We start from the raw sequence: 21,640 nt of genomic DNA on the forward strand, positions 1-21,640 counted from the left end.
GTTAGTTTTTAAATTCATAAAAAGAATATCCATCCATTCCTTTAACTTGTGCCCCCAGATATAACGATGAACCTAAGGTAAACATGACGGCTTTGTCAATTCTTTTCCCCTCTATAAATTCCCGAAAACGATCAAAGGAGGAATGGACACGGGGTTCGTTGAGCGCATTGAATTCATTGTCAAAAACGCCTGAAACATAGACTATTTTTCGGTTGACATACGAATTGAAATTGTCATTTGAATAGCTGTTTATAGCCAAGTCAATAGCCGCTCCAATTAGACCAAACATAGGACCAAACATGTGACTTTCTTTAACTTCCGAAACACCTCCTATGGTTAATACAATCCGTTCGCCATGTCTGAAACATGAAATGGAAGGGTATAAATTATTTATTTTTCGGATAAGCTGATTGGATTTATCCAAAACACGAGTACTGTTTATTGAACCGTTTTCTTGAATGATTTCAGTGTTTTTGAATCCAATCTCTTGGTCTTGAACGATTTCCCAAGATTTTAAAATTGTTCCATCAAAGGCTCGGTGCGTAATCATTAAACGATCGGATTTGCCTTTGAGCTGAATGATTTGTTTTTCAAAATAAAATGAAGTAGCCGGTATTGGGTAATAGGTAGCCTCCGCAGGACGCTCTACATAGGGTTGCGGATACAGTTTTTGGATGTAACTAAAGTCCGTGAGTTGAATGGCCAGTAGCTGCGTTCCCGAATCGTTATTGTCAAATGTAAAAATTAACGTATCTCCATCAATATAACTTTTTCTCAACATCGCCGCAAGAACAAGCGAGGGCGGAGTTTCATCATCGATAAATTGAAAATAAGGAACCTTTTGTAACGTATTGGTATCGTCCATCATTTCCCAAAAGGTAACCCGTTTGCCTTCGTAGTTTAAAAAAGTTTTGCCTGTAAGATCAATCTTGTTTTGCGTAATTTTTGGTCCCTCCAAAGTTCGAATGGTAAGTACACTTTCGTTTTTCAAACAACTTACCACATAGAGTTTACCATGGGCGTTGATTTTGGCAACTTCCTTTTCTTTTCCCAAAACGTAAGGAAGCGTGCTGAATCCAGTTTTCCCTGTGTTAAAGTCAAAAATCTGACAACCCAGTTTGTCTTTTTCGCCCGAAATCCAATACAAAGCATACTGGTTATCTTGTACAGTATACCCCATAATCCATTTAAACTCTTTGCTCGGACGCTCCTGTGTTAAAGAATCGCGCAGTTGAAATTGTGGTGTCATACGAAAAATACGAATACGCTCTGCATCTTGTAAACAAAGGGCTAATTGCGACTTCGTATCATCAACAATCTCAAAACAATTCGTTTTCGAATAAAAATGCAGAGGAATAGTTCCCACCAAATTTTGCGCTAGAGTGCTGAGCGCACATAAAAACAATACAATGAACCAAATTTTTTTTACCATGGCTTATATAAAATTAAAAATGAATAAATTTTCTTTTAACTAATCGTCGCTCCATTCGCTACCCCTTCTGCATCGGGATTCACAAATACCAATTGACCTTCGGTGTTTTGGGTGAGTAGCAACATGCCCTGACTTTCTACACCACGTAATGCTCTTGGGGCCAAATTGACCAATACCGTCACTCGTTTTCCAACGACTTGTTCAGGAGTAAAATGTTCGGCAATACCCGACACAATGGTTCGAACATCCAGGCCAGTATCTACTTTCAACACCAAAAGTTTGTCGGCTTTAGGCATTTTTTCTGCTTCAATAATCGTACCCACACGCAAATCCATTTTGGAAAAATCATCAAAAGTAGCAGTTTCTTTCTGAGGGGTAACTTCCGGATTTGTCATGGTATTTGATTTTTTGGTCGCTTCTAATTTATCGATTTGTTGTTGAATAGCTTCGTCTTCGATTTGGGCGAATAACAGCTCAGCCTGCCCAATTTCATGTCCCGCAGGTAATAGCGTTTCCTGAGTAAATATGGTGTCCCAACCCTCGGCTTCAATACGCAACATCGAGCGAAGTTTTTGGGCGGTGAAGGGTAAAAAGGGTTCCGATAAATACCCTAATGCAGAAGCTACTTGTAAGGCAATGTAAAGCTGTGTTTGCACGCGCTCGGGATCGGTTTTGATCATTTTCCAAGGCTCTTCCTCGGCTAAATATTTATTTCCTAAACGCGCCACATTCATCAATTCCCCTTGAGCTTCCCGAAAGCGGTACCGTTCAATCGAACTGGCGATAACTGCCGGATAAGCCTTTAATTCGGTCAACACTTGGGTGTCCACTTCCGTAAAGGCATGGGGTGTTGGAACAATACCTTGATAGTATTTTTGCGTCAACACGACCACACGATTGATAAAATTTCCAAAAATGGCGACCAACTCATTGTTGTTTCGTGCTTGAAAATCTTTCCAAGTAAAATCATTGTCTTTGGTTTCCGGCGCATTTGCAGTCAAGGCATAGCGCAAAGCATCTTGTTTGCCCGGAAACTCCAAAAGGTATTCATGCAACCAAACCGCCCAGTTTTTGGAAGTCGAAAGTTTGTTGCCTTCTAGGTTTAAAAATTCATTGGCAGGTACATTGTCGGGAAGGATAAAACTACCTTCCGCTTTCAACATTGCGGGGAAAATAATGCAATGAAAAACAATGTTATCCTTACCTATAAAATGCACCAATTTAGTGTCGTGATCTTTCCAATAGGGTTCCCAATCTTTACCTGTTTTTTGCGCCCATTCTTTGGTCGCTGAGATGTAACCAATGGGAGCATCAAACCATACGTATAATTTTTTTCCCTCCGCTCCGGGAACAGGAACATCAATGCCCCAATCCAAATCGCGGGTGACCGCACGGGGTTTTAAACCGTCGTCAATCCAAGATTTGACCTGACCGTAAACGTTCGGTTTCCAATCGTTTTTATGCCCCTCTAAAATCCATTCTTTCAAGAAATTTTCATAGCGATCTAGGGGTAAAAACCAGTGTTTTGTTGCTTTCAAAATCGGTGTGCTTCCTGTGATTGTCGATTTGGGATGGATCAAATCGGTAGCGTTCAACGAAGACCCGCATTTTTCACATTGATCGCCGTAAGCCTCGGTATGGCCGCATTTGGGACAGGTACCTGTGACAAAACGGTCTGCTAAAAATTGGTTGGCCTGTTCATCATACAGTTGTTCCGTGGTTTCTTCAATAAAATCGCCTTGTTCGTACAGTTTTTTAAAAAATGCAGCCGCAGTTTCATGGTGAATTTTTGCGGAAGTACGCGAATAATTATCAAAGGAAATTCCAAAATCAGCAAATGATTGCTTGATGATACCGTCGTATTTATCGATAACTTCTTGGGGAGAAATGCCTTCTTTTTTGGCTTTCATCGAAATAGCCACCCCATGCTCGTCGCTTCCACACATAAACGCCACATCGCGCCCTTGCAATCGAAGGTAACGCGCATAAATATCGGCAGGCACATAAACGCCAGCCAAGTGACCAATGTGAATAGGACCGTTTGTGTAGGGTAAAGCCGCCGTAACGGTGTAGCGTTTTGGAAAATCAGACATTGTGATGAGGTACTAAATTTTTGCAAAAGTACGGCATTTGCCCAAAATCACGAACATATAGTTTCTTATATTTGCCCGAAGCATTCTGGCGAATGAAACCATTAATTCTATTTTTGTGGGTGACGATTTGTTCATCCAACCTATTGGCGCAACGAAAAATGATAACACCTCCTTCCCTACAAAAAGGCGATACCGTAGCGATTGTGGCTACTGCCCGTAAAAATCTTGACGATAATCTTGGTCCAGCCATTACGTGGTTGAAAAGTCTTGGACTCGAAGTGGTTATCGGGAAGACCATCGGACTAGACCATTATCAATTGGCGGGAACAGACGCTGAACGTGCCGCCGATTTTCAAGCCGCGATGGACAATCCCAACATCAAAATGATTTGGTGCGTGCGGGGCGGTTACGGAACGGTTCGGATGATCGACTTATTAGATTTTACCCAATTTTTGAAGCATCCTAAATGGGTGGTGGGATTTAGTGATGTTACGGTTTTGCACAGTCATTTGAATACGTTGGGCGTGCAATCTATCCACGGGATTATGCCGGTCAATGCCAAATCAAGTGCGGCTGCCAAAGAATCGCTTCGCCAAGCCTTGTTTGGGGAAACGTTGGAATACCATTTGCCTTGCGATGCCCTTAACCGCACAGGAACGGCTACCGGGCAACTTGTGGGCGGAAACCTTTCGATTTTGTACAGCTTGTTTGGTTCTCCTTCGGCGATAGATTGTACGGATAAAATTTTGTTTTTAGAAGATTTAGACGAATACCTTTACCACATCGACCGTATGTTAATGAACTTAAAACGCAACGGTTGCCTTGAATCACTAAAAGGGATTATCGTGGGAAGCATGACCAAAATGCACGATAACGAAATTCCTTGGGGGAAAAATGCCCTCGAAATTATTGAAGATATCACCAAGAATTACCATATTCCTATCATTTACAATTTTCCTGCAGGACATATCGCCGATAATCGCGCGCTGATTTTTGGTCGCACCGTAACGCTTGATGTGACGGAAACCGAAAGTCATGTGGTGTTTCATCCTTAGCACGATTTTTTTTTGGTAATAAGTGTTTGTAAACGAGTAGATTGGTATTCGTTTTATATTTTTGGGTATCATTTAAACGCCATACCCTATGAATATGTATCATGACCCAGAGATTTGGGAGCGATCCCGTCAGTTTTGCAGCGACTTGTACCAGCTCACGGCGACGGATAGTTATTATCAAACGTTTTATTACACGCCGATTTTGCGGCAAATTGCGGTACTTGTTCCCACCCACATTATGTTGGCTTATCAAGCCCCAAAACCTGATGTATTCATAAGACATTTGGATTTTACCTTGGGTGCCGCCTATGAATTAAGGACCTTACTCATGTTTAATGTGCTGTTGGATTTTGAAGAGATATCGCCCAATCGTCCGCTCATCCACAAGATCAATATCCTGATTGCCAGCATCAATCTATTGCGGGAGCGGGTACAAACAGGCCGGGCTCCACGGTCGAAGAGGACGATTTTGTGGACCTAAGTTATGGCTGCACATAATGATTTAGGAAAGGAAGGGGAGTCCTTAGCGGTTGATTTTCTGCGGCGTAACGGATACTCTATCCTAGAAACCAATTGGATATATCAAAAGGCAGAAGTCGATATTTTGGCCCGTAAAGATGATCTTCTGGCGGTTATTGAAGTAAAAACTCGTTCCAGTATCGCAATGGGATTGCCGCAGGATTTTGTTAAACCCAAGAAAATCCGATTGTTGGTAAAAGCCGTAAATGCCTATGTACAAGAGCAAGCGTGGGAGGTGAAGGTGCGTTTCGACATTATTGCAATCCATCAGTTGGAGGGACAAACCGTGTTGGAACACCTTGAAGATGCGTTCTATTATTTTAGTTAGAAAAAAGCTATCTATTTTGTATTTTTACAAAAAAAGAAATTGCTATGGTTCGTTTTTTTACTTTTTTAGCGGCATTGTCTGTTTGGACAAGTTTCGCCCAATTCCGTGTGGGTCAGCAAGTAAAGTCCTTTGAAGACCGTCGAGCGTCATTTCAAACGGTTACGGTGCTCCAACCGAAGTCAGAGGTGCCCAATCCAACTATTGAAAATGTGGTCGAAGCGTCCACAATAGCTACTTTACAAACCGCGGCTATTCAACAAATTTACAATCAACGTCCGCAAACACTTGAAGTACTAATTCCCTATCAAGGAGCGTCCGTTGTGCTTCGGTTGTACCGCGTTAATCCCTTTGCCGAAGGGTTTAAGATACTTACCCATCGCGGTGAAACGGTATCCTATACGCCTGGCGTGTATTACCGTGGTATCATCAAGAACGATTACCGCTCGGTCGCGTCACTTACTTTTTTTGAAAATTCATTGAGTGGCCTTATCTCTGGCAGTACGTTTCAAAACCTTGTGGTCGGACCCCTCAAAAACAGCAGCGATTACATCGTTTACTCCGATGCAAAAATGAAAGTTCCGCATCCGTTTCAGTGTCTCACCGACGACGGACCCGCAATGATGCGCCAAGCACGCAGTGTGCCTAATACGACGCAATCGGCAAAATGTGCAACGACCTATTTTGAAATGGACTATAACCTCTACCAAGAAAACGGCAGTGATACAACTACGGCAACCAATTGGATGACTGCCGTGTACAATAATGTTCAAACCCTTTTTGAAAATGACGGAATTACCATCGCTTTTCGTACGCTCTTGATTTGGACCGAACCCGATCCGTATGAAGGTATTGGCACGTCTTCTGTAGATTACCTGTTTAAATTCAATCAAGTTCGTCCCGTTTTTGATGGAGATGTGGGACAGTTGTTGGGCATTGACGCTGGCGGATTGGGCGGTGTAGCCGTAACTATTGACGGTTTGTGTTCTTCTCAAAATTTCTGTTATTCTGATGTTGAATTTGATTTTCAAACGGTTCCTACCTATTCATGGACGGTGCTTGTGCTTACGCATGAATTTGGACATATTTTGGGGGCGCCTCACACACATGCTTGTATTTGGAATGGGAACAATACGGCTATAGATAATTGTGCCACAGCAGGAATCGGACCCACAGCGGAGGGAGCTTCGTGTAGTACTGATCCGTTGACGATTCCTTCCTCAGGTACCATCATGAGTTATTGCCATTTGGTGAGCAATGTGGGCATAGATTTAGCCAACGGGTTTGGACCGCAGCCTGCCCAACGTATTTTGGATACGTTTGCTCTGCGCTCTTGCCTCAGCTCCGATTGTGTCAATACGTGTATCAATACCGTGGAACGTATCGTTTTGGAAACAACAACACAAACATCAGCGACCTTCAATTGGATCGATGTAACTGGAGCTACCGCATGGCGCGTTCGCTATTATTTGTTCGGCACAACCCCGGGAAGTTGGACGACCATGACAACCAATACGTTGACGGCTACAAATTTAACACCCAACAGCTATTATGTGATTGAAGTTGCGCCAGAATGCCCCAGCGGATTAGAAATCGGGGGGCGTCAACTAATTTTTATGACCGATGATGTTTTTTGTGCTGGTTCGGTATTTACCGATACGGGAGGGGCAACAGGCGATTATGATGATGAACAAACGATGATTCGTACCTTGATTCCGAACGTTCCCGCCAATAGCATTACCCTCACCTTTTCGCAATTTAGCTTGGAGCAAGATTACGATTATTTATACATTTATGATGGAAATTCAACTGCAGCGCCTGAATTTAATGGTGGATTAGGATTTACGGGCAATCAAATCCCAGGTCCTTTTGTGTCCTCAGCTACCGACGGTTCACTAACGCTACAATTCAAGTCGGATGCGTTTGTCACCGATGCCGGTTGGGTTGCCAACATCGGATGTACCCCCAATTTAAACACGGGCGATTTCCAAGGAATTGATTTTACCTATTACCCCAATCCGTCCAACGGACAGGTATTTGTAACGTCCAAAACCAACGTGCAGTCAGTGGTAGTACATAATGTTATGGGACAATTGTTGCTTCGTGAAATCCCAAGGGATTCCAACTTTTCGATTGACATTACAGCTTTTGCACAAGGGACTTATTTCGTTACCTTACAATTTGAGGAAGGTCGATTGGCCCATTTTAAAGTGGTGAAGAAGTAAAAAAATAAAATGCCATCCTCACGATGGCATTTTTTTATAACTGTTCAATCAATTCCAAGGCTTTGTGAATCGATTTGACGTGTTCAAAAGTAATCAACAAGCGTAAGCCATTTTTGGTTTGCTTTTCTTTAATCTTGCAAAGGTTCCCATGGCGTTGCACAAATTCTAGGATTTGCATAAAACGCTGGGTTTGGTAGAAGTCACTCTGTTGGTCTCCAATAAAATACCCCACCATTTTGTCTTGTTTCAAAAGGAGTTTTTCAATTCCCAATTGCGTCGCTTTCCATTTGATGCGAATGCTGTTGATCAACGCTTTGGCAGGTTTCGGTAAGGGACCAAAACGATCCACAACCCGTTGCTCATACTCGGCTAAGGATTTTTCATCTTTAATGGCGCTCAACTCATTGTACAGGTTCAAACGCTCCGTAATGTTGTTGATATAATCATCGGGAAACAGCAACTCAAAGTCAGTATCGATTTGTAAATCCTTGACATATTCCTTCGTTTCAGGGTCATTGTCTTGCGGATAAAGTTCTTTAAATTCGTTTTCCTTCAATTCTTCAATGGCTTCATTCATGATTTTTTGATAGGTTTCAAACCCAATCTCATTGATAAACCCACTCTGTTCGCCTCCCAATAAATCACCGGCCCCACGAATCTCCAAATCCTTCATAGCAATGTTAAATCCACTGCCCAATTCACTAAACTGTTCCAAGGCATGAATTCGTTTCCGCGCATCATCGGTCATCGCCGAATACGGCGGCGTAATAAAGTAACAAAACGCCTTTTTGTTGCTGCGTCCCACCCGTCCGCGCATCTGATGCAAATCGGATAACCCAAAATTATTGGCATTATTGATAAAAATGGTATTCGCATTTGGAACATCCAAGCCACTTTCAATGATCGAGGTCGACACCAGCACATCAAACTCCCCATTCATAAAGGCCAACATGAGTTCTTCCAACTTTTTGCCGTCCATTTGCCCGTGTCCAATGCCAATGCGCGCATCCGGAACCAACCGCTGAATCATTCCCGCAACCTCCTTGATATTCTCAATGCGGTTGTGAATGAAAAAGACTTGACCGTTGCGCTGAATCTCATACGAAACAGCATCGCGAATCAATTCCTCATGAAACCGTACAACCTGCGTTTCAATCGGATATCGGTTGGGTGGTGGCGTTGTAATCACCGACAAGTCACGCGCCGCCATCAACGAAAATTGCAAGGTGCGCGGAATCGGTGTCGCGGTCAACGTCAAGGTGTCAACGGTATGGGAAATAGTTTTGAGTTTGTCTTTTACATTTACGCCAAACTTTTGCTCCTCGTCAATAATCAGCAAGCCCAAGTCTTTAAATTTCACGTCTTTACTCACCAACTGATGGGTGCCGATGATAATATCAACCTTCCCTTCTTCTAGCAGTTTCAACGTTTCATTTTTCTGTTTTGCTGTTCGAAAACGGTTCAAATAGTGTATCGTTACAGGCAAATCTTTCAAACGCTCCGAAAACGTTCGGTAATGTTGGTAGGCCAAAATGGTTGTCGGCACCAAAACCGCTACTTGCTTGCCATTGTCTACCGCTTTAAATGCCGCGCGAATGGCTACTTCCGTTTTACCAAAGCCAACATCCCCACAAACCAAACGGTCCATCGGACGCTCACTTTCCATATCGGTTTTTACATCCTGCGTGGCTTTATATTGATCGGGCGTATCCTCGTAAATAAACGAGCTTTCCAATTCTTTCTGCAAATAACTGTCCGGAGCACAGGCAAACCCCCGTTCGGTACGCCGTTTGGCATACAACTGAATCAGGTTGAATGCAATGTGCTTGACGCGGGCTTTCGTTTTTTGTTTCAACGCTTTCCACGCATTCGATCCCAACTTATAAATCTTCGGAGGTGTCCCGTCTTTACCGTTGTATTTTGATATTTTATGCAACGAATGAATGCTCACATAAACAATATCATTGTCGGCATATACCAGTTTTATCGCCTCTTGCGTTTTTCCTTCGACTTGAATTTTTTGCAACCCGCCAAATTTTCCAATCCCATGATCGATGTGGGTAACATAATCACCCACCGTCAAGGAAGTCAGCTCTTTTAGCGTTAGGGTTTGTTTTTTGGAATACCCGTTTTTCAAGTTAAAACGATGGTACCGCTCAAAAATCTGGTGGTCGGTATAGCACACCAACTGATTCTCCTCGTCGATAAATCCCTGGTACAAAGGCATAACCACCGTATGGTATTGCTTGCGAATACTCTCGTGATTTTGTTCGTCGATATCCTCAAAAATATCATGAAAACGTTGGGCTTGGTTGGCATTTCCACAAAACAGATAGTTCTTGTACCCGTGAAAATGATTTTCGCCCAAATTTTGCAACAACAAATCAAATTGCTTGTTGAACGAAGGCTGCGGTTGCATCAAAAACGGAAGCGTCATCGTACAGGGATAATGCACCTGATTACCCAATTCGACCACCGTAAACCGCTCGGCACGTTGTAATAAATCGGTTCCATGTACAAACAACTCCTCCGGCGATACATGCCGAATGCCGTTGTCCAACGTTTGAAAAGCCTCGGTCGCTTTGGCAAATAACTTATCCAACTGTTGGCCTAAGATTTCTGAATGTTGAAAAAACAACACCGTCGAAGGATCAATATAATCCAAGAAACGCTCGCGGTTTTCCTCAAAAAACTTATGCTCCACATTCGGAATAATAGCAATCTTTTTCAGCTTTTCAATCGACAATTGCGTTTCTACATCAAAACTGCGGATGGAATCCACTTCATTGCCAAAAAACTCAATACGGTAAGGATGATCATTCGAAAATGAAAATACATCCACAATCCCCCCGCGCACCGAAAATTCACCAGGTTCAGTAACAAAATCAACCCGTTTGAAGTGGTATTCAAATAAGACTTCGTTGATAAAATCAATGCTCGTTTGGTCGTTGACCGCAATTTTTAAGGTGTTTTTCTCCAGCTCTTTCTTGGTGACCACTTTTTCAAACAAGGCCTCGGCATAGGTCACCAAAAAAGGAGGTTTTTTGCGCGAATTGAGGCGGTTTAAGACTTCCGCACGCAATAAAATATTGGCATTATCGGTTTCTTCCAGTTGGTAAGGCCTGCGGTACGAACCCGGATAAAACAACACGTCTTGTTCGTTCAAGAGTTGCTCCCAGTCGTTGAGGTAATACGCTGCCTCTTCTTTGTCGTTGAAAACCACCAAAAAAGGACGATCCATTTTTTCAAATAAAGCCGCCAACGCAAACGACAAACCCGATCCCAAAAGACCGCGAACATTGATTTTAGCCTCCGGTTGGCGGAGCGCTACAGCCAGTTGTTCAACTTTGGGTGACGCTTGGTACACCGAGAGCAGGGTACTTTTACTCAAAACTTAGGGAATTATAGGCGTATTCGGTATGGCACGCGTAGTGTCTTTCATCTTCACAAAATCAGGCTCTCCCGGTTCGCGGGGAATCAAACTGCGCTGCACAATTTCTTCAAATTGCAATTGCAAATACTCGATTTCAGTATTGATTTCGCCAATCAGCTTCACCACTTTGGCCGCGGGCGTTTGATTGAGGTGAATAAATAAATCCAAACTTTTCAACTTGGTATTGATTACTTTCAGTCGGGCACGTACCGCAGGTTGGTTAAATTCCATCGGCAAGGTATTGACCAACGCCTCCGATTGGGTCACCAAAACCGAAGCTTTTTTCTGAAAAGCATTCAACGTACTTTTCGGTTTTTGGTTTACCTCCCGCAAAAAATTGCGCCACTCCATCCAGCCGTTCAATCGCGCTTGCGTCGTGGGCTCAATCGGCGCGATGTCAAACGACCAACCCGAAGTAATGGTCTCAAACACCACCTCTTTTTTCTGTGCTTCCTTCGCCTGCTCCGCTTTCAACGACGCATTGTCGTTTTGACACGAAAACAAACCCAAACACACCACGATAAACCAACCGATTCTCATATACTGCCATTAAGCCTTGCAAAAATAAGAAAGTAGTTTGGAGTTTTATCGTTAAAGAAACGGTAAGTTTTATACCCGCTTCCGACTTCCCACAGGCAGTCTCTTTTATTTTTTGGCAGCACACGCCCCCATTCCTCAACACGCCCCCTCCCGTTTTCGCCTATATCTCCCTTCCGAAGGTCGGGAGGATGCCGGCTCTACCGGGGCTGGAAAGATGGGGTAATGTGTCAATGAGGCTATGTGTCGATGTGTCAATGGGGCTATGTGTCAATGTGTCAATGAGGCAACCTGCCTGCCGTTAGGTAGGTGTGTCGATGAGGCAATGTGTTTTATATAAGCCAACTTTTTTTGTATCTTTCAAATGTCTAATCACTAGTCACTAATCACTAGTCACTAATCACTAGTCACTAATCACTAATCACTAGTCACTAGTCACTAATCACTAGTCACTAGTCACTAGTCACTAATCACCACCCATGAAACACCTCCTCCTCTTCCTCACCACCATCGCCTTCGCGCAAACGCCCAAAGAAGCGGTCAATCAATTGCTCGATCAATGGCACAAAGATGCGGCTACGGCCAATTTCAACGCTTATTTTGCTGCAATGGATGAATCGTCAGTTTTTATCGGCACCGACGCTACTGAAAATTGGGATAAGCAAGCCTTTCAAGCGTTTGCCAAACCCTATTTCGATCGGGGGAAAGCCTGGAACTTTACCGCTTTGGAACGCCATATCTATTTTTCTGCCGATGGAAAAATGGCCTGGTTTGATGAATTGCTCAACACCCAAATGAAGATTTGTCGCGGAAGTGGTGTGCTGATTTTAACTCCGCAAGGTTGGAAAATCAAGCACTACGTCTTGTCTATGACCATTCCCAACGATACCACCGATGCCGTGATCAAAATAAAAGCGCCTCTGGAAGACCCCCTGATCCAGCAGCTTTCTAAAAAATAAGAGTTCCTTCGGGAACTTTTTTTTAGGGGTATACATCCAAGGATTATTTTTCTCCGTATATGAAAGGGTAAACAAAAACAAAACCCCATGAAACGGAAAAAAGTAAAAGTGATTTTAGGTTCGCTATTCGGCACCTTCTTACTCTTCTTTATCATTTTGGTGGCCCATATTGCCACCGCCAAGCCTGTCGAAAATGCGCACATTCAAGTGAGCCGCATCGATTTTGAACAGCCCTTAGACAGCGCGCTATCCACCACCGTGACGCAACAGCTTCGTGCGATACCGGGCGTCAAAAGCGATGTCATTGTAAAAAACAATGTGGTGGTCTACTTTCACGACAATACGGTCGCCAACAGCCAACAGGTTTTTGACCAATTGATGCAAAAAGGAACCTACAACGCCCAACGGTTTGTGGTCCCCGCCGAATTGGCCAATGCCCAAGCTTGTCCCGTGATCAAGAAAGATAGTTGGAGTTACCGCTTCTCTTCTTTTGTGCAAGGAATCTTTAATTAATCTAATATTCGTACCTATGAAAATGTTAAAACGAACCGCATTCGTAGCGGTAATGCTTCTAGCCGCCGCTTTCACGTCGTGCAACAACGATGATGACAACAGCGCACCAGCCAAACCCTCCATCTATGCGCGCTTGGGCGGCACTACGATGGTCAATGACCCCGATAACCCAGGACAGATGATCGAACAAGGGCGTCTGAGTTACCGCAAAGTGGTTAATACCACGGTTGGATTGATCGTCGCCGATATTCAAGCGGGGGCTTCAGGGAATTTGAGTGCCCATTTTGCACCTGTTTTGGCCGAGGTAGGCGCAGGGAACACCACCAACTTGGCAATTCTTGTTGACAACCTCACCGACTTTTTCTCGTTCAACACGGGAGGAACCAATGCGGTCAATACCTACACGGGACTCAATATGGTCGATGCGCACAATCCTGCGACTAACCCCCGTATGGGCGTAAAATCAACCAATGCCGATTACACCAAATTTGTCGGGTATGTAGGCGCTGCCGCACAACAAAACGGCGTAGCAGCCAACACCGAATTGTATACCGATATCGTTGCGGTATTGGAATCCCTAAGAGCGCCTATTGTTCAACAATAGTAGTTTTTGTTTAGAGTGAAGAGGCCTCCCATGGGAGGCCTTTTTGTATTTTTAGGTTGCTTTGTAATTTGGCGCTTAAAATTGTAGTTCGTATGTCATTTTTTTACGAACTTTACATGTATGTGTTTGAGCGCCAATTTATTTTTTATCTGTCAAAGCCGCAAACAACGACCTTACCCAATGGGAAAAATTAGAACTCAACACCAACCCCAATGCACTGCCTGGGCAACAACTTAGCGTAGCAGGGGTGCCATGTAATTAAATTTGAATTGTATGAAATATATAAATAAATTACTACTGATATTATTTGTATTTGGTAAAATCCAAGCACAAACACAGATTGTTGACATCACTGATGAGCATTTAAACGGATCTAATGATTTACCTTATGGGTATTACTTTAAAGACCTATATCATGTGTTAGACCCCTATGTGGGTACATGGGTCTTTACCGACGGAACAACCCAGTTAAAACTTGTTTTACAGAAAAAAATGTCTAACAGAAACAATATTTATTTTGAAGACATTATCTATGGCGAATACCAGTACATAGAAAATGGTGTTGAGAAAGTGAATACACTTTCACAATTGAATGAAAATTTTAGTGATTGCGGATTTTACACTATTTATGGCAACTTGGTAGTTCTCCATGACAGTCCGTTGTGTGATGAATGTCAAGTGGGTGAAAAAACCCTCGCAACGAGCATAAGTCATAGTGAGAGTGAATCTTCAGGGCAATTATTGCTTAAAAGAATAACGGTCAATGGACAACCCGCTTTACAAGCTAGTATGGGGTGGAGACTTCGATGGAAACCCGCAGGAACGGTGCTTCCGCCAAATCCGCTCCCAGCGAGGGACTTTATTTTATTGTTGCAACCTTAAAAATGTAAATCCTGTCTTTTGATAGGATTTTTTTAAATTTATGAATATCATTTTTGTATTTTGTAGTTACATCACAGGTTGTAATTTAATTATCTGTCAGAGCCACAAACAACGACCTTAACCAATGGGAAAAATTAGAACTCAACACCAACCCCAATGCACTGCCCGGGCAACAACTTAGCGTAGCAGGGGTGCCGTGTATTTAAATAAAATAGTAGTATGAAAAAAATAGTTCAACTTTTTGTAGGGTTGTGGGTGAGTGTAAACGCCTTTTCCCAAACTCAAACCGTAGATTTAGCGCTTCAGGGGGATCTTTTAAGTGTTGAAAAAACACCCATTGGGTATTACTTTAAAGATATGTATCATGTGTTAGATCCTTATGTGGGCACATGGGTGTTTACCGACGGGACAACCCAGTTAAAACTTGTTTTGCAGAAAAAAATGTCAAACAGAAACAATGTTTTCTTTCAAGATATGATTTATGGCGAATACCAGTACATAGAAAATGGTATAGAGAAAGTGAATACACTTTCACAATTGAATGAGAACTTTAGTGATTGCGGATTTTACAGTATTAACGGAAATTTAGTCGTTTTACATGATAGTCCGTTGTGTTTTGGGTGTGAAGTGGGTGAAAAAACCCTCGCTACTGGGATTATTCATGATGAAAGTGAATCTATTGGTCGTCTTCTTCTTAAACGTATAATTGTAAACGGACAACCCGCTTTACAAGCGAGTATGGGGTGGAGACTTCGATGGAAACCCGCAGGAACGGTGCTTCCGCCAAATCCGCTCCCAGCGAGGGACTTTATTTTATTGTTGCAACCTTAAATCGTTACGATTTTAAAGAAAACGGCTGTCTTGTAAGTAGACAGCCGTTTTTTTATTTCCGTAAATTCTCCAACATCACTTGCGTCATGCTTGCAAGGTCGTAACGGTGGTTCCAACCCCAATCGGTGCGTGCATGCGAGTCGTCAATCGACGCTGGCCACGAATCGGCAATCTTTTGCCGGAAGTCGGGCTTGTACGAAATCGTAAAATCGGGAATATGCTTGGCAATTTCGGCGGCAATTTCGGCGGGGGTAAAACTAGTCCCAGCGAGATTGTAGGAGGAACGAATTTTGATTGCCTCCGCGTCGGCTTGCATGATTTCTATCGTCGCGCGAATGGCATCTTCCATGTACATCATCGGCAATTTGGAATCGTCGCGTAAGAAACATTCGTACTTCCCGTCTTCCAAAGCTTTGTGGTAAATGTCTACGGCATAATCGGTGGTACCGCCGCCCGGTTCAGAAGTCCAACTAATCAACCCCGGATACCGAATACTGCGCACATCAACGCCATATTGGTGGTGGTAGTATTCGCACCAACGTTCGCCCGTTTGCTTCGAAATGCCATACACCGTGGTCGGTTCCATAATGGTGTACTGAGGCGTGTTTTCTCTCGGTGTCGTGGGGCCAAATACCGCAATACTGGAGGGCCAGAAGATTTTCTTGATTTTTCCGGCTTTCGCCAAATTCAACACGTGAAACAAGGAATTCATGTTCAAATCCCAGGCAAAAGCAGGATTCTTCTCTGCCGTAGCCGACAAAAGAGCCGCCATCAAATACACGTCGGTAATTTGGTATTTTTCAATCAAATGTTCAATCTGATTGTAGTCGAGTGCATTGACGACTTCAAAAATCCCCGTATTGACAATGTCGTTGTTGAGTTTGCGAATATCAGAAGCGACCACATTCTCAACCCCATACTGCAATCGGAGTTGTGTGGTTAACTCGGTGCCTATTTGCCCACAGGCCCCGATGATTAAAATTTTAGTAGTCATGTAGTGGTTTGTTTGTAGGGCAAAGATAGGGGATTAATGTTTCAAGTTTCAAGTTTCAAGTTTCAGGTTTAGACATTAGTCATTAGAAAGAAACGAATAGGAATGGAAGGGTATTAAGCTAACGCGTCAATAGAAAGATTCATTTTGAAATCTTCAAATCATTACATTGCCACATCAACACATCGACTCATTGTCTCATCGACACATTGACACATTGCCACATCGACACACCTGCCTATGCCGGCAGGCAGGTTGCCACATCGACACATTGCCACATTAAACCTTCTCCCCATGCTGCGACAGGTCCAGTCCCAGTTGTTCCGATTCTTGGCTTACGCGAATTGGGATAAGGAAGTTGGTGAATTTAAAGAGGAGGTAAGCCCCGCCAAAGGTAAACGCGGAGACCAAGACGAGTGCGGCCATGTGGTGACCAAAAACCGACCAACCCCCGTGGACGAGGCTGGCGTTTTCCCCCTGCGCGAAAAGGGCGGTGAGAATCATTCCCATAATTCCGCCCACTCCGTGACAGGCAAACACATCTAGGGTATCGTCAATTTGTTGTAAGCGTTTCCAGTACACCATGGTGTTGGACACCAAAGCGGTAATAAAACCAAAGAAGATGCTTTGCGGCACGGTCACATAGCCCGCGGAAGGGGTTATGGCTACGAGTCCGACCACCGCGCCAATGCATGCCCCGAGGGCCGAAACTTTGCGTCCGTTCAATCGGTCAAAGAACACCCAAGTCAGCATCGCGGCTGCCGAAGCAATGGTGGTGGTTGCAAAGGCGAGTGCGGCGGTAGCGTTGGCGGCGAGTGCAGAGCCTGCATTGAATCCAAACCAGCCAAACCAGAGGAGTCCGGTGCCGAGGAGCACAAACGGAATATTGGTGGGGATATGTTCGTTGTTTTGTCGTTTTCCGAGCACGATAACCCCTGCCAGTGCGGCAAACCCGGCGCTCATGTGAACGACGGTGCCGCCGGCAAAATCCTTCACACCGAAATACCCGCCGAGTAGGCCGTGAGGGTGCCAAATCATGTGGCATAACGGTGCGTAGATGAGTAGGGTAAACAAACTAATAAACAATAAAAACGAAATAAAACGGATGCGTTCGGCCAATGCGCCAGTAATGATTGCGGGGGTGATCACCGCAAACTTCATTTGAAACAACGCATACAAGATAAAAGGAAGTGTACTTCCGAGGGATTTGTGGGGCAAAAAGGAGACCTGATCAAAAAAAGCAAAGTCGGTGGGATTACCGATAAGCCCATAGTGTTTTCCGTTGAGGGTGATGCCGATAGGGTCGCCAAACGATAGACTAAACCCAACCACGACCCACAGCAAACTGATGACGCCTAGGCAGATAAAACTCTTAAGCATGGTCGAGATCACGTTTTTTTTGCCGACCATCCCGCCGTAGAAAAACGAAAGCCCAGGGGTCATGAGCAGCACCAAACACGAAGAAGTAAGAATCCAAGCGATATCGGCGGTGTTGAGTTGGTCGAGTGTACCAAAAGTAGTACTCGCCACGGGATCGGTATGCGGCCACACCAGTCCCACCACAGCCACAAGGGTAATAATGACAAAAGCCGACACCCAACGTTTTTCTAATTTCATACTTCAACCCTAATTTTGATAGGGTAAAATTACAAATTACACTATATTTTAAGTAAAACAAAGTAAAAAATTAGGGGGTATGTTTTAATTTTTGTGAGTTTATTAAAAAAGAAGGTGTTTTTTTACGGGGTTGTAAATACGAAAACGATTTTTGGTGACTAGTGGTTAGTGATTAGTGACCTGCCTATGCCGGCAGGCAGACTAGTGATTACTGCTCACTGAACACTGCTGACTGTTGACTGTTGACTTTGCTAAACAGTTCTGTATCTTAAAGTTAGATGACATTTTGATTACCTTTAAGCTTTTATAGATTTGATTCTGTCAGGTAATTGTATAAATTATCTTCTACAGGAACATTCATTTTGAATATAAGGGTTACTACATTGACATTATTTCCTTTATCATCTTTTAATGTGTCGTTTTTGAATGAGGAATCTATGGGTTGGACATCACCCATATAGTAAAAATCAGTTCCCTCATCGTTACTTTTTTTGATGAATAATGGGAGTCTTATTTTATTCTCTCTTATTAAAACAACATCGTTACTATGTAAATATCTTTGATTTTTTGACATCCATTGAAATTCAAATTTATTTAAGAATTTATCAAGATATTTAGTACTTCCAGCAATATCATCTGATTTATGATAATTTACAAAAAGCGCACAATCTTTATTGTCATTACTTATCATATATCCACCAACATTTAATCCAACAGGATTTGTTTCCCAATTCAAAATTCTGAAAACGTCTTTTCTAGAATATTTCTGATAAAGAATAAAACCATCAAAAAAGTTCTTTCTACTAAAATGTTGATTATAGTTGTACTTAGCAAATTCAATATTGTCTTTTAAAAATGTATTAAAAACATGGTTGTTTAAACTCTTTTTAAATTCTGTTGTACTTGAAATTTTTGTGTCATTCAACAAAACATTTTTGATGTCATATATTTTGCTTACCGGCTGTAACTTTTTATCCTTGTTTTCTGTGATGAAATCAAAATTTATATTTCGAATTGCAGATTCAATCGTTTCTTGTGTCGGCTTGTAATCATATAGATTGCTAATGGTTTTTTGAATTTCTGTTATTGAAGTTGATCCATTGTGTATTATTAAATCTAAAATTATTACTTCTTCGATTCGTTTTGCATTATTTACATCATTGGCAAAAAACTCTAATAATTTTATCTCTTTTTCCGTCAAGTTATGATCAAAATTCTTTTCAACTAGTAATACAAAATTGAAGAACGATTTAGCGTATTTTACATATAAAAAAGGATCTCTTGAGCCGTGTTCAATAAAGTCCATCATCATTGGATAATGGCCTAATTTGTTTTTAAGAACAATAAAATCACTTTCCAAATCTTTTTTCATTTGCATATTGGCTGAGTCAATTGCTTCAAAGATTCTTTTTTTAGTAATTTCCTCAAAATTAATCGTGGAAGCGCCAGGGATCATGTTGCTTCCGCCTGACATTAATTTTCGAAGCGTGTCTTTATTGTACGATGAATCGCCATATAAAGCAATTGGTATTAGAAATGAGTTGGAATAATTGCCAATAAAATCTATAACGGTTAAATATTCTTTATCCTCTGCTTTTCGTAATCCACGACCTAATTGCTGAACAAAAATGATTGCAGATTGTGTGGGTCGAAGCATAATTACTTGATTAATACTTGGAATGTCAATACCTTCATTAAAAATATCACGAGTAAATATATAATCTATTTTCTGTAAAGGATCATTTGATTCTAATCGAGAAATAGCTTCATTTCTTTTCTCTTCAGAGTCATCTCCAGTTAATGCAATTGACTTTAAACCACGTTTATTGAATGCTTCAGCAAGTTCTCGGCATTCATCAACTCGAGAGCAGAAAACCAATCCTCGAATTATCCCAGAGTCACATCCATAAATTTTAGATTTTTCAATAATGTGATTAATACGTTCATTTGAAGTCAAAAGTCTGAAATCAGCATTTTCCTCTAAAACGTTGCCATTAACACTAATATCGGTAACGCCATAGTAATGGAAGGGACTTAACATATCTTCGTCTAAAGCTCTGTTTAGACGAATCTCATAAGCAATATTGTAATCAAAAGATTTAAATATGTCAAAATTATCTCCTCGTTCAGGTGTTGCAGTCATCCCTAAAAGAAAATCAGGAGTAAAGTGAGTTAAGATTCGTTGGTATGTGTTAGCCCCAGCTCGATGTGTTTCATCAATTACAATGTAATCAAAGTGATTGGGTTCAAAATTATCTAAATAGGATTGTTTTGATATTGTTTGAACTGTTGCAAACAAATAATCGGCTTCATCTTTATTATTGCCAGTAAACATTCCCATTTTTTTTGTTGTTCCAAAAACCTTTTTAAAGGTTCGCATTGCGGCTTTGGCAATGTTTTCTCTGTGAACAATAAATAAAAACTTTTTAGGATTCACCTCTTGAACATCAAAAGCTGATAGAAAAGTTTTACCTGTTCCTGTAGCAGAAATCAAAATGGCTTTCTTTTTGCCTGCAGCGCGTAATCTTTTTAAGTTGCCTAGCGCTTCTTTTTGCATTGAATTAGGAACAATTTGTATCGAATCAACGTTTGCATCTTCAAAATGTTTTTGTCGCTCTTTTCCTTTAATATAAATTGGTTCATACAGTTTTAGGAAGTTTAAATCAACTATCGTTGCATCATTAAAATCCCTCGTAAACTCTTGAATGGTGTCATGGATAATTTGGCTGATTGGTGTAGCAGATATTTTAAGATTCCATTCTTTATTTGAACAAAGCGCATTTGCAGTTAAATTACTACTGCCTACAATTAAATTATAAATAGAACCTTTTTTGAATAAATATCCTTTTGAATGAAAATTGCCTTGAGTAACAATACGCAACTCAATATTTTTGAATTGCATTAATTGACGAAGTGCTTCTGGTTGAGTGAAGTTTAAATATTGAGAGACAAGGATTTTTCCCTTAATCTTTTTTCGTTCAAGTTCTAACAAACTATTTTTTATTACCGCAACTCCACTTGTAGTTACAAAGGCAACTGAAAACCAAAACTCATCACTATCTTTAAGCTCTTTAAGTTCTTTTAATAAAGAAGAAAGTACTTTTCTACCTTGAATTTTGTCATTTAATAATAACTGCGGAAGGTATTCGTATTGTGAATGTACTCCACGATCTACAAAACCTGTTTTTAAACTCTCAAATAATATTTGGTGTAAATCCATTATTGGCTTGTACTTAATTTATCTACTATAGGGATGTCAGCAGCTGCCCAATCCAATTGGTATAGCTCATCTTTTGTTAACCATTTAAAATCTACGTGCTCATTAAGTTTTGGCTTAATCGAATCACAACTGCACAAATAACTATGCATGATGATTCTGAAATCAGGGTAGCTATGGTCTACAGTTAGGAAGTGGGTTTGAATGTGAATATTTAAATTTAATTCTTCTGAAATTTCTCTAACGAGTGCTTCCTCAGAAGTTTCATTTTCTTCAACTTTTCCCCCTGGAAATTCATACTTAAAAGCGATATAATCGAACTTACTATCATTCCTTTGAACACAAAGGATTTTGTTTTCATGTATAATTACAGCGGCAACTACTTCTACTGTTTTCATTTTATTTAA

General features: G+C 41.7%; 18 protein-coding genes. 10 read left to right on the forward strand and 8 right to left on the reverse strand.

The genetic code is table 11. The features are described 5' to 3' along the window. Position 1: 1 nt before the first annotated feature. Entirely contained in the window at positions 2-1,432 is a 1,431-nt protein-coding gene (locus tag BUC17_RS00935; RefSeq protein ID WP_073360507.1) for a hypothetical protein, read from the reverse strand. Positions 1,433-1,467: 35 nt separating this feature from the next. After that, a complete protein-coding gene (gene metG / locus BUC17_RS00940; protein ID WP_073360509.1) occupies positions 1,468-3,525 on the reverse strand; it encodes a methionine--tRNA ligase in 2,058 nt (685 codons plus the stop codon). Between the two features lie 158 nt (positions 3,526-3,683). Between metG and BUC17_RS00945 the strand changes: the two genes are divergently transcribed. From BUC17_RS00945 to BUC17_RS00960, 4 genes are all read left to right on the forward strand, one after another. Further along, a complete protein-coding gene (locus tag BUC17_RS00945; protein ID WP_083544708.1) occupies positions 3,684-4,580 on the forward strand; it encodes a S66 peptidase family protein in 897 nt (298 codons plus the stop codon). Positions 4,581-4,668: 88 nt separating this feature from the next. Beyond that, positions 4,669-5,061 (forward strand): four helix bundle protein, encoded by a 393-nt coding sequence (locus tag BUC17_RS00950; protein ID WP_073360513.1) that lies wholly within the window; start codon positions 4,669-4,671, stop codon positions 5,059-5,061. A 3-nt stretch (positions 5,062-5,064) separates the two neighbouring features. Then, complete coding sequence (locus tag BUC17_RS00955; protein WP_073360515.1) at positions 5,065-5,427, forward strand: YraN family protein; 363 nt, start codon at positions 5,065-5,067, stop codon at positions 5,425-5,427. Between the two features lie 44 nt (positions 5,428-5,471). Then, positions 5,472-7,649 (forward strand): M12 family metallo-peptidase, encoded by a 2,178-nt coding sequence (locus BUC17_RS00960; RefSeq protein ID WP_073360518.1) that lies wholly within the window; start codon positions 5,472-5,474, stop codon positions 7,647-7,649. 34 nt (positions 7,650-7,683) lie between these two features. Here BUC17_RS00960 and mfd read toward each other — a convergent pair whose 3' ends face one another. Continuing rightward, positions 7,684-11,040, reverse strand: a complete 3,357-nt coding sequence (gene mfd / locus BUC17_RS00965; RefSeq protein WP_073360521.1) for a transcription-repair coupling factor — start codon at positions 11,038-11,040, stop codon at positions 7,684-7,686. A gap of 3 nt (positions 11,041-11,043) precedes the next feature. After that, positions 11,044-11,622 carry a hypothetical protein gene (locus tag BUC17_RS00970; RefSeq protein WP_073360524.1) on the reverse strand — a complete coding sequence of 193 codons (579 nt, stop codon included), beginning with the start codon at positions 11,620-11,622 and terminating at the stop codon, positions 11,044-11,046. 476 nt (positions 11,623-12,098) lie between these two features. On the opposite strand from BUC17_RS00970, the gene BUC17_RS00975 reads away from it, so the two are divergent. From BUC17_RS00975 to BUC17_RS00995, 5 genes are all read left to right on the forward strand, one after another. Next, positions 12,099-12,578 carry a nuclear transport factor 2 family protein gene (locus tag BUC17_RS00975; RefSeq protein ID WP_073360527.1) on the forward strand — a complete coding sequence of 160 codons (480 nt, stop codon included), beginning with the start codon at positions 12,099-12,101 and terminating at the stop codon, positions 12,576-12,578. 87 nt (positions 12,579-12,665) lie between these two features. Next, positions 12,666-13,091, forward strand: a complete 426-nt coding sequence (locus BUC17_RS00980; protein ID WP_073360529.1) for a hypothetical protein — start codon at positions 12,666-12,668, stop codon at positions 13,089-13,091. Between the two features lie 16 nt (positions 13,092-13,107). Then, positions 13,108-13,695, forward strand: coding sequence for a globin family protein (locus BUC17_RS00985; RefSeq protein WP_073360531.1), 588 nt, complete (start codon positions 13,108-13,110; stop codon positions 13,693-13,695). A gap of 273 nt (positions 13,696-13,968) precedes the next feature. After that, a complete protein-coding gene (locus tag BUC17_RS00990) occupies positions 13,969-14,577 on the forward strand; it encodes a DUF6705 family protein (protein WP_073360534.1) in 609 nt (202 codons plus the stop codon). Between the two features lie 219 nt (positions 14,578-14,796). Next, on the forward strand, positions 14,797-15,408 hold the full coding sequence (locus tag BUC17_RS00995) for a DUF6705 family protein (RefSeq protein ID WP_073360537.1): 612 nt from the start codon (positions 14,797-14,799) through the stop codon (positions 15,406-15,408). Between the two features lie 52 nt (positions 15,409-15,460). Here the strand turns inward: BUC17_RS00995 and BUC17_RS01000 are convergent, their stop codons facing one another. Together BUC17_RS01000 and BUC17_RS01005 are read right to left on the reverse strand one after the other, a co-directional pair. After that, positions 15,461-16,402 carry an L-threonine 3-dehydrogenase gene (locus BUC17_RS01000; RefSeq protein WP_073360540.1) on the reverse strand — a complete coding sequence of 314 codons (942 nt, stop codon included), beginning with the start codon at positions 16,400-16,402 and terminating at the stop codon, positions 15,461-15,463. Between the two features lie 276 nt (positions 16,403-16,678). Continuing rightward, on the reverse strand, positions 16,679-17,929 hold the full coding sequence (locus BUC17_RS01005) for an ammonium transporter (RefSeq protein ID WP_234977672.1): 1,251 nt from the start codon (positions 17,927-17,929) through the stop codon (positions 16,679-16,681). On the opposite strand from BUC17_RS01005, the gene BUC17_RS14195 reads away from it, so the two are divergent. Continuing rightward, positions 17,841-18,029: a hypothetical protein gene (locus BUC17_RS14195; RefSeq protein WP_234977674.1), complete on the forward strand. Its 189-nt coding sequence runs from the start codon at positions 17,841-17,843 to the stop codon at positions 18,027-18,029. The two genes, BUC17_RS01005 and BUC17_RS14195, sit on opposite strands and share 89 nt — an antisense overlap. 291 nt (positions 18,030-18,320) lie before the next feature. Here the strand turns inward: BUC17_RS14195 and BUC17_RS01010 are convergent, their stop codons facing one another. Beyond that, positions 18,321-21,236: a DEAD/DEAH box helicase gene (locus BUC17_RS01010; RefSeq protein ID WP_073360552.1), complete on the reverse strand. Its 2,916-nt coding sequence runs from the start codon at positions 21,234-21,236 to the stop codon at positions 18,321-18,323. Continuing rightward, entirely contained in the window at positions 21,236-21,631 is a 396-nt protein-coding gene (locus BUC17_RS01015; RefSeq protein WP_073360555.1) for a (deoxy)nucleoside triphosphate pyrophosphohydrolase, read from the reverse strand. Before BUC17_RS01015 ends, BUC17_RS01010 begins: the two co-directional genes overlap by 1 nt. Positions 21,632-21,640: the final 9 nt, after the last annotated feature.

It is taken from the genome of Flavobacterium fontis (assembly GCF_900129405.1).
GTDB classification, from domain to species: domain Bacteria; phylum Bacteroidota; class Bacteroidia; order Flavobacteriales; family Flavobacteriaceae; genus Flavobacterium; species Flavobacterium fontis.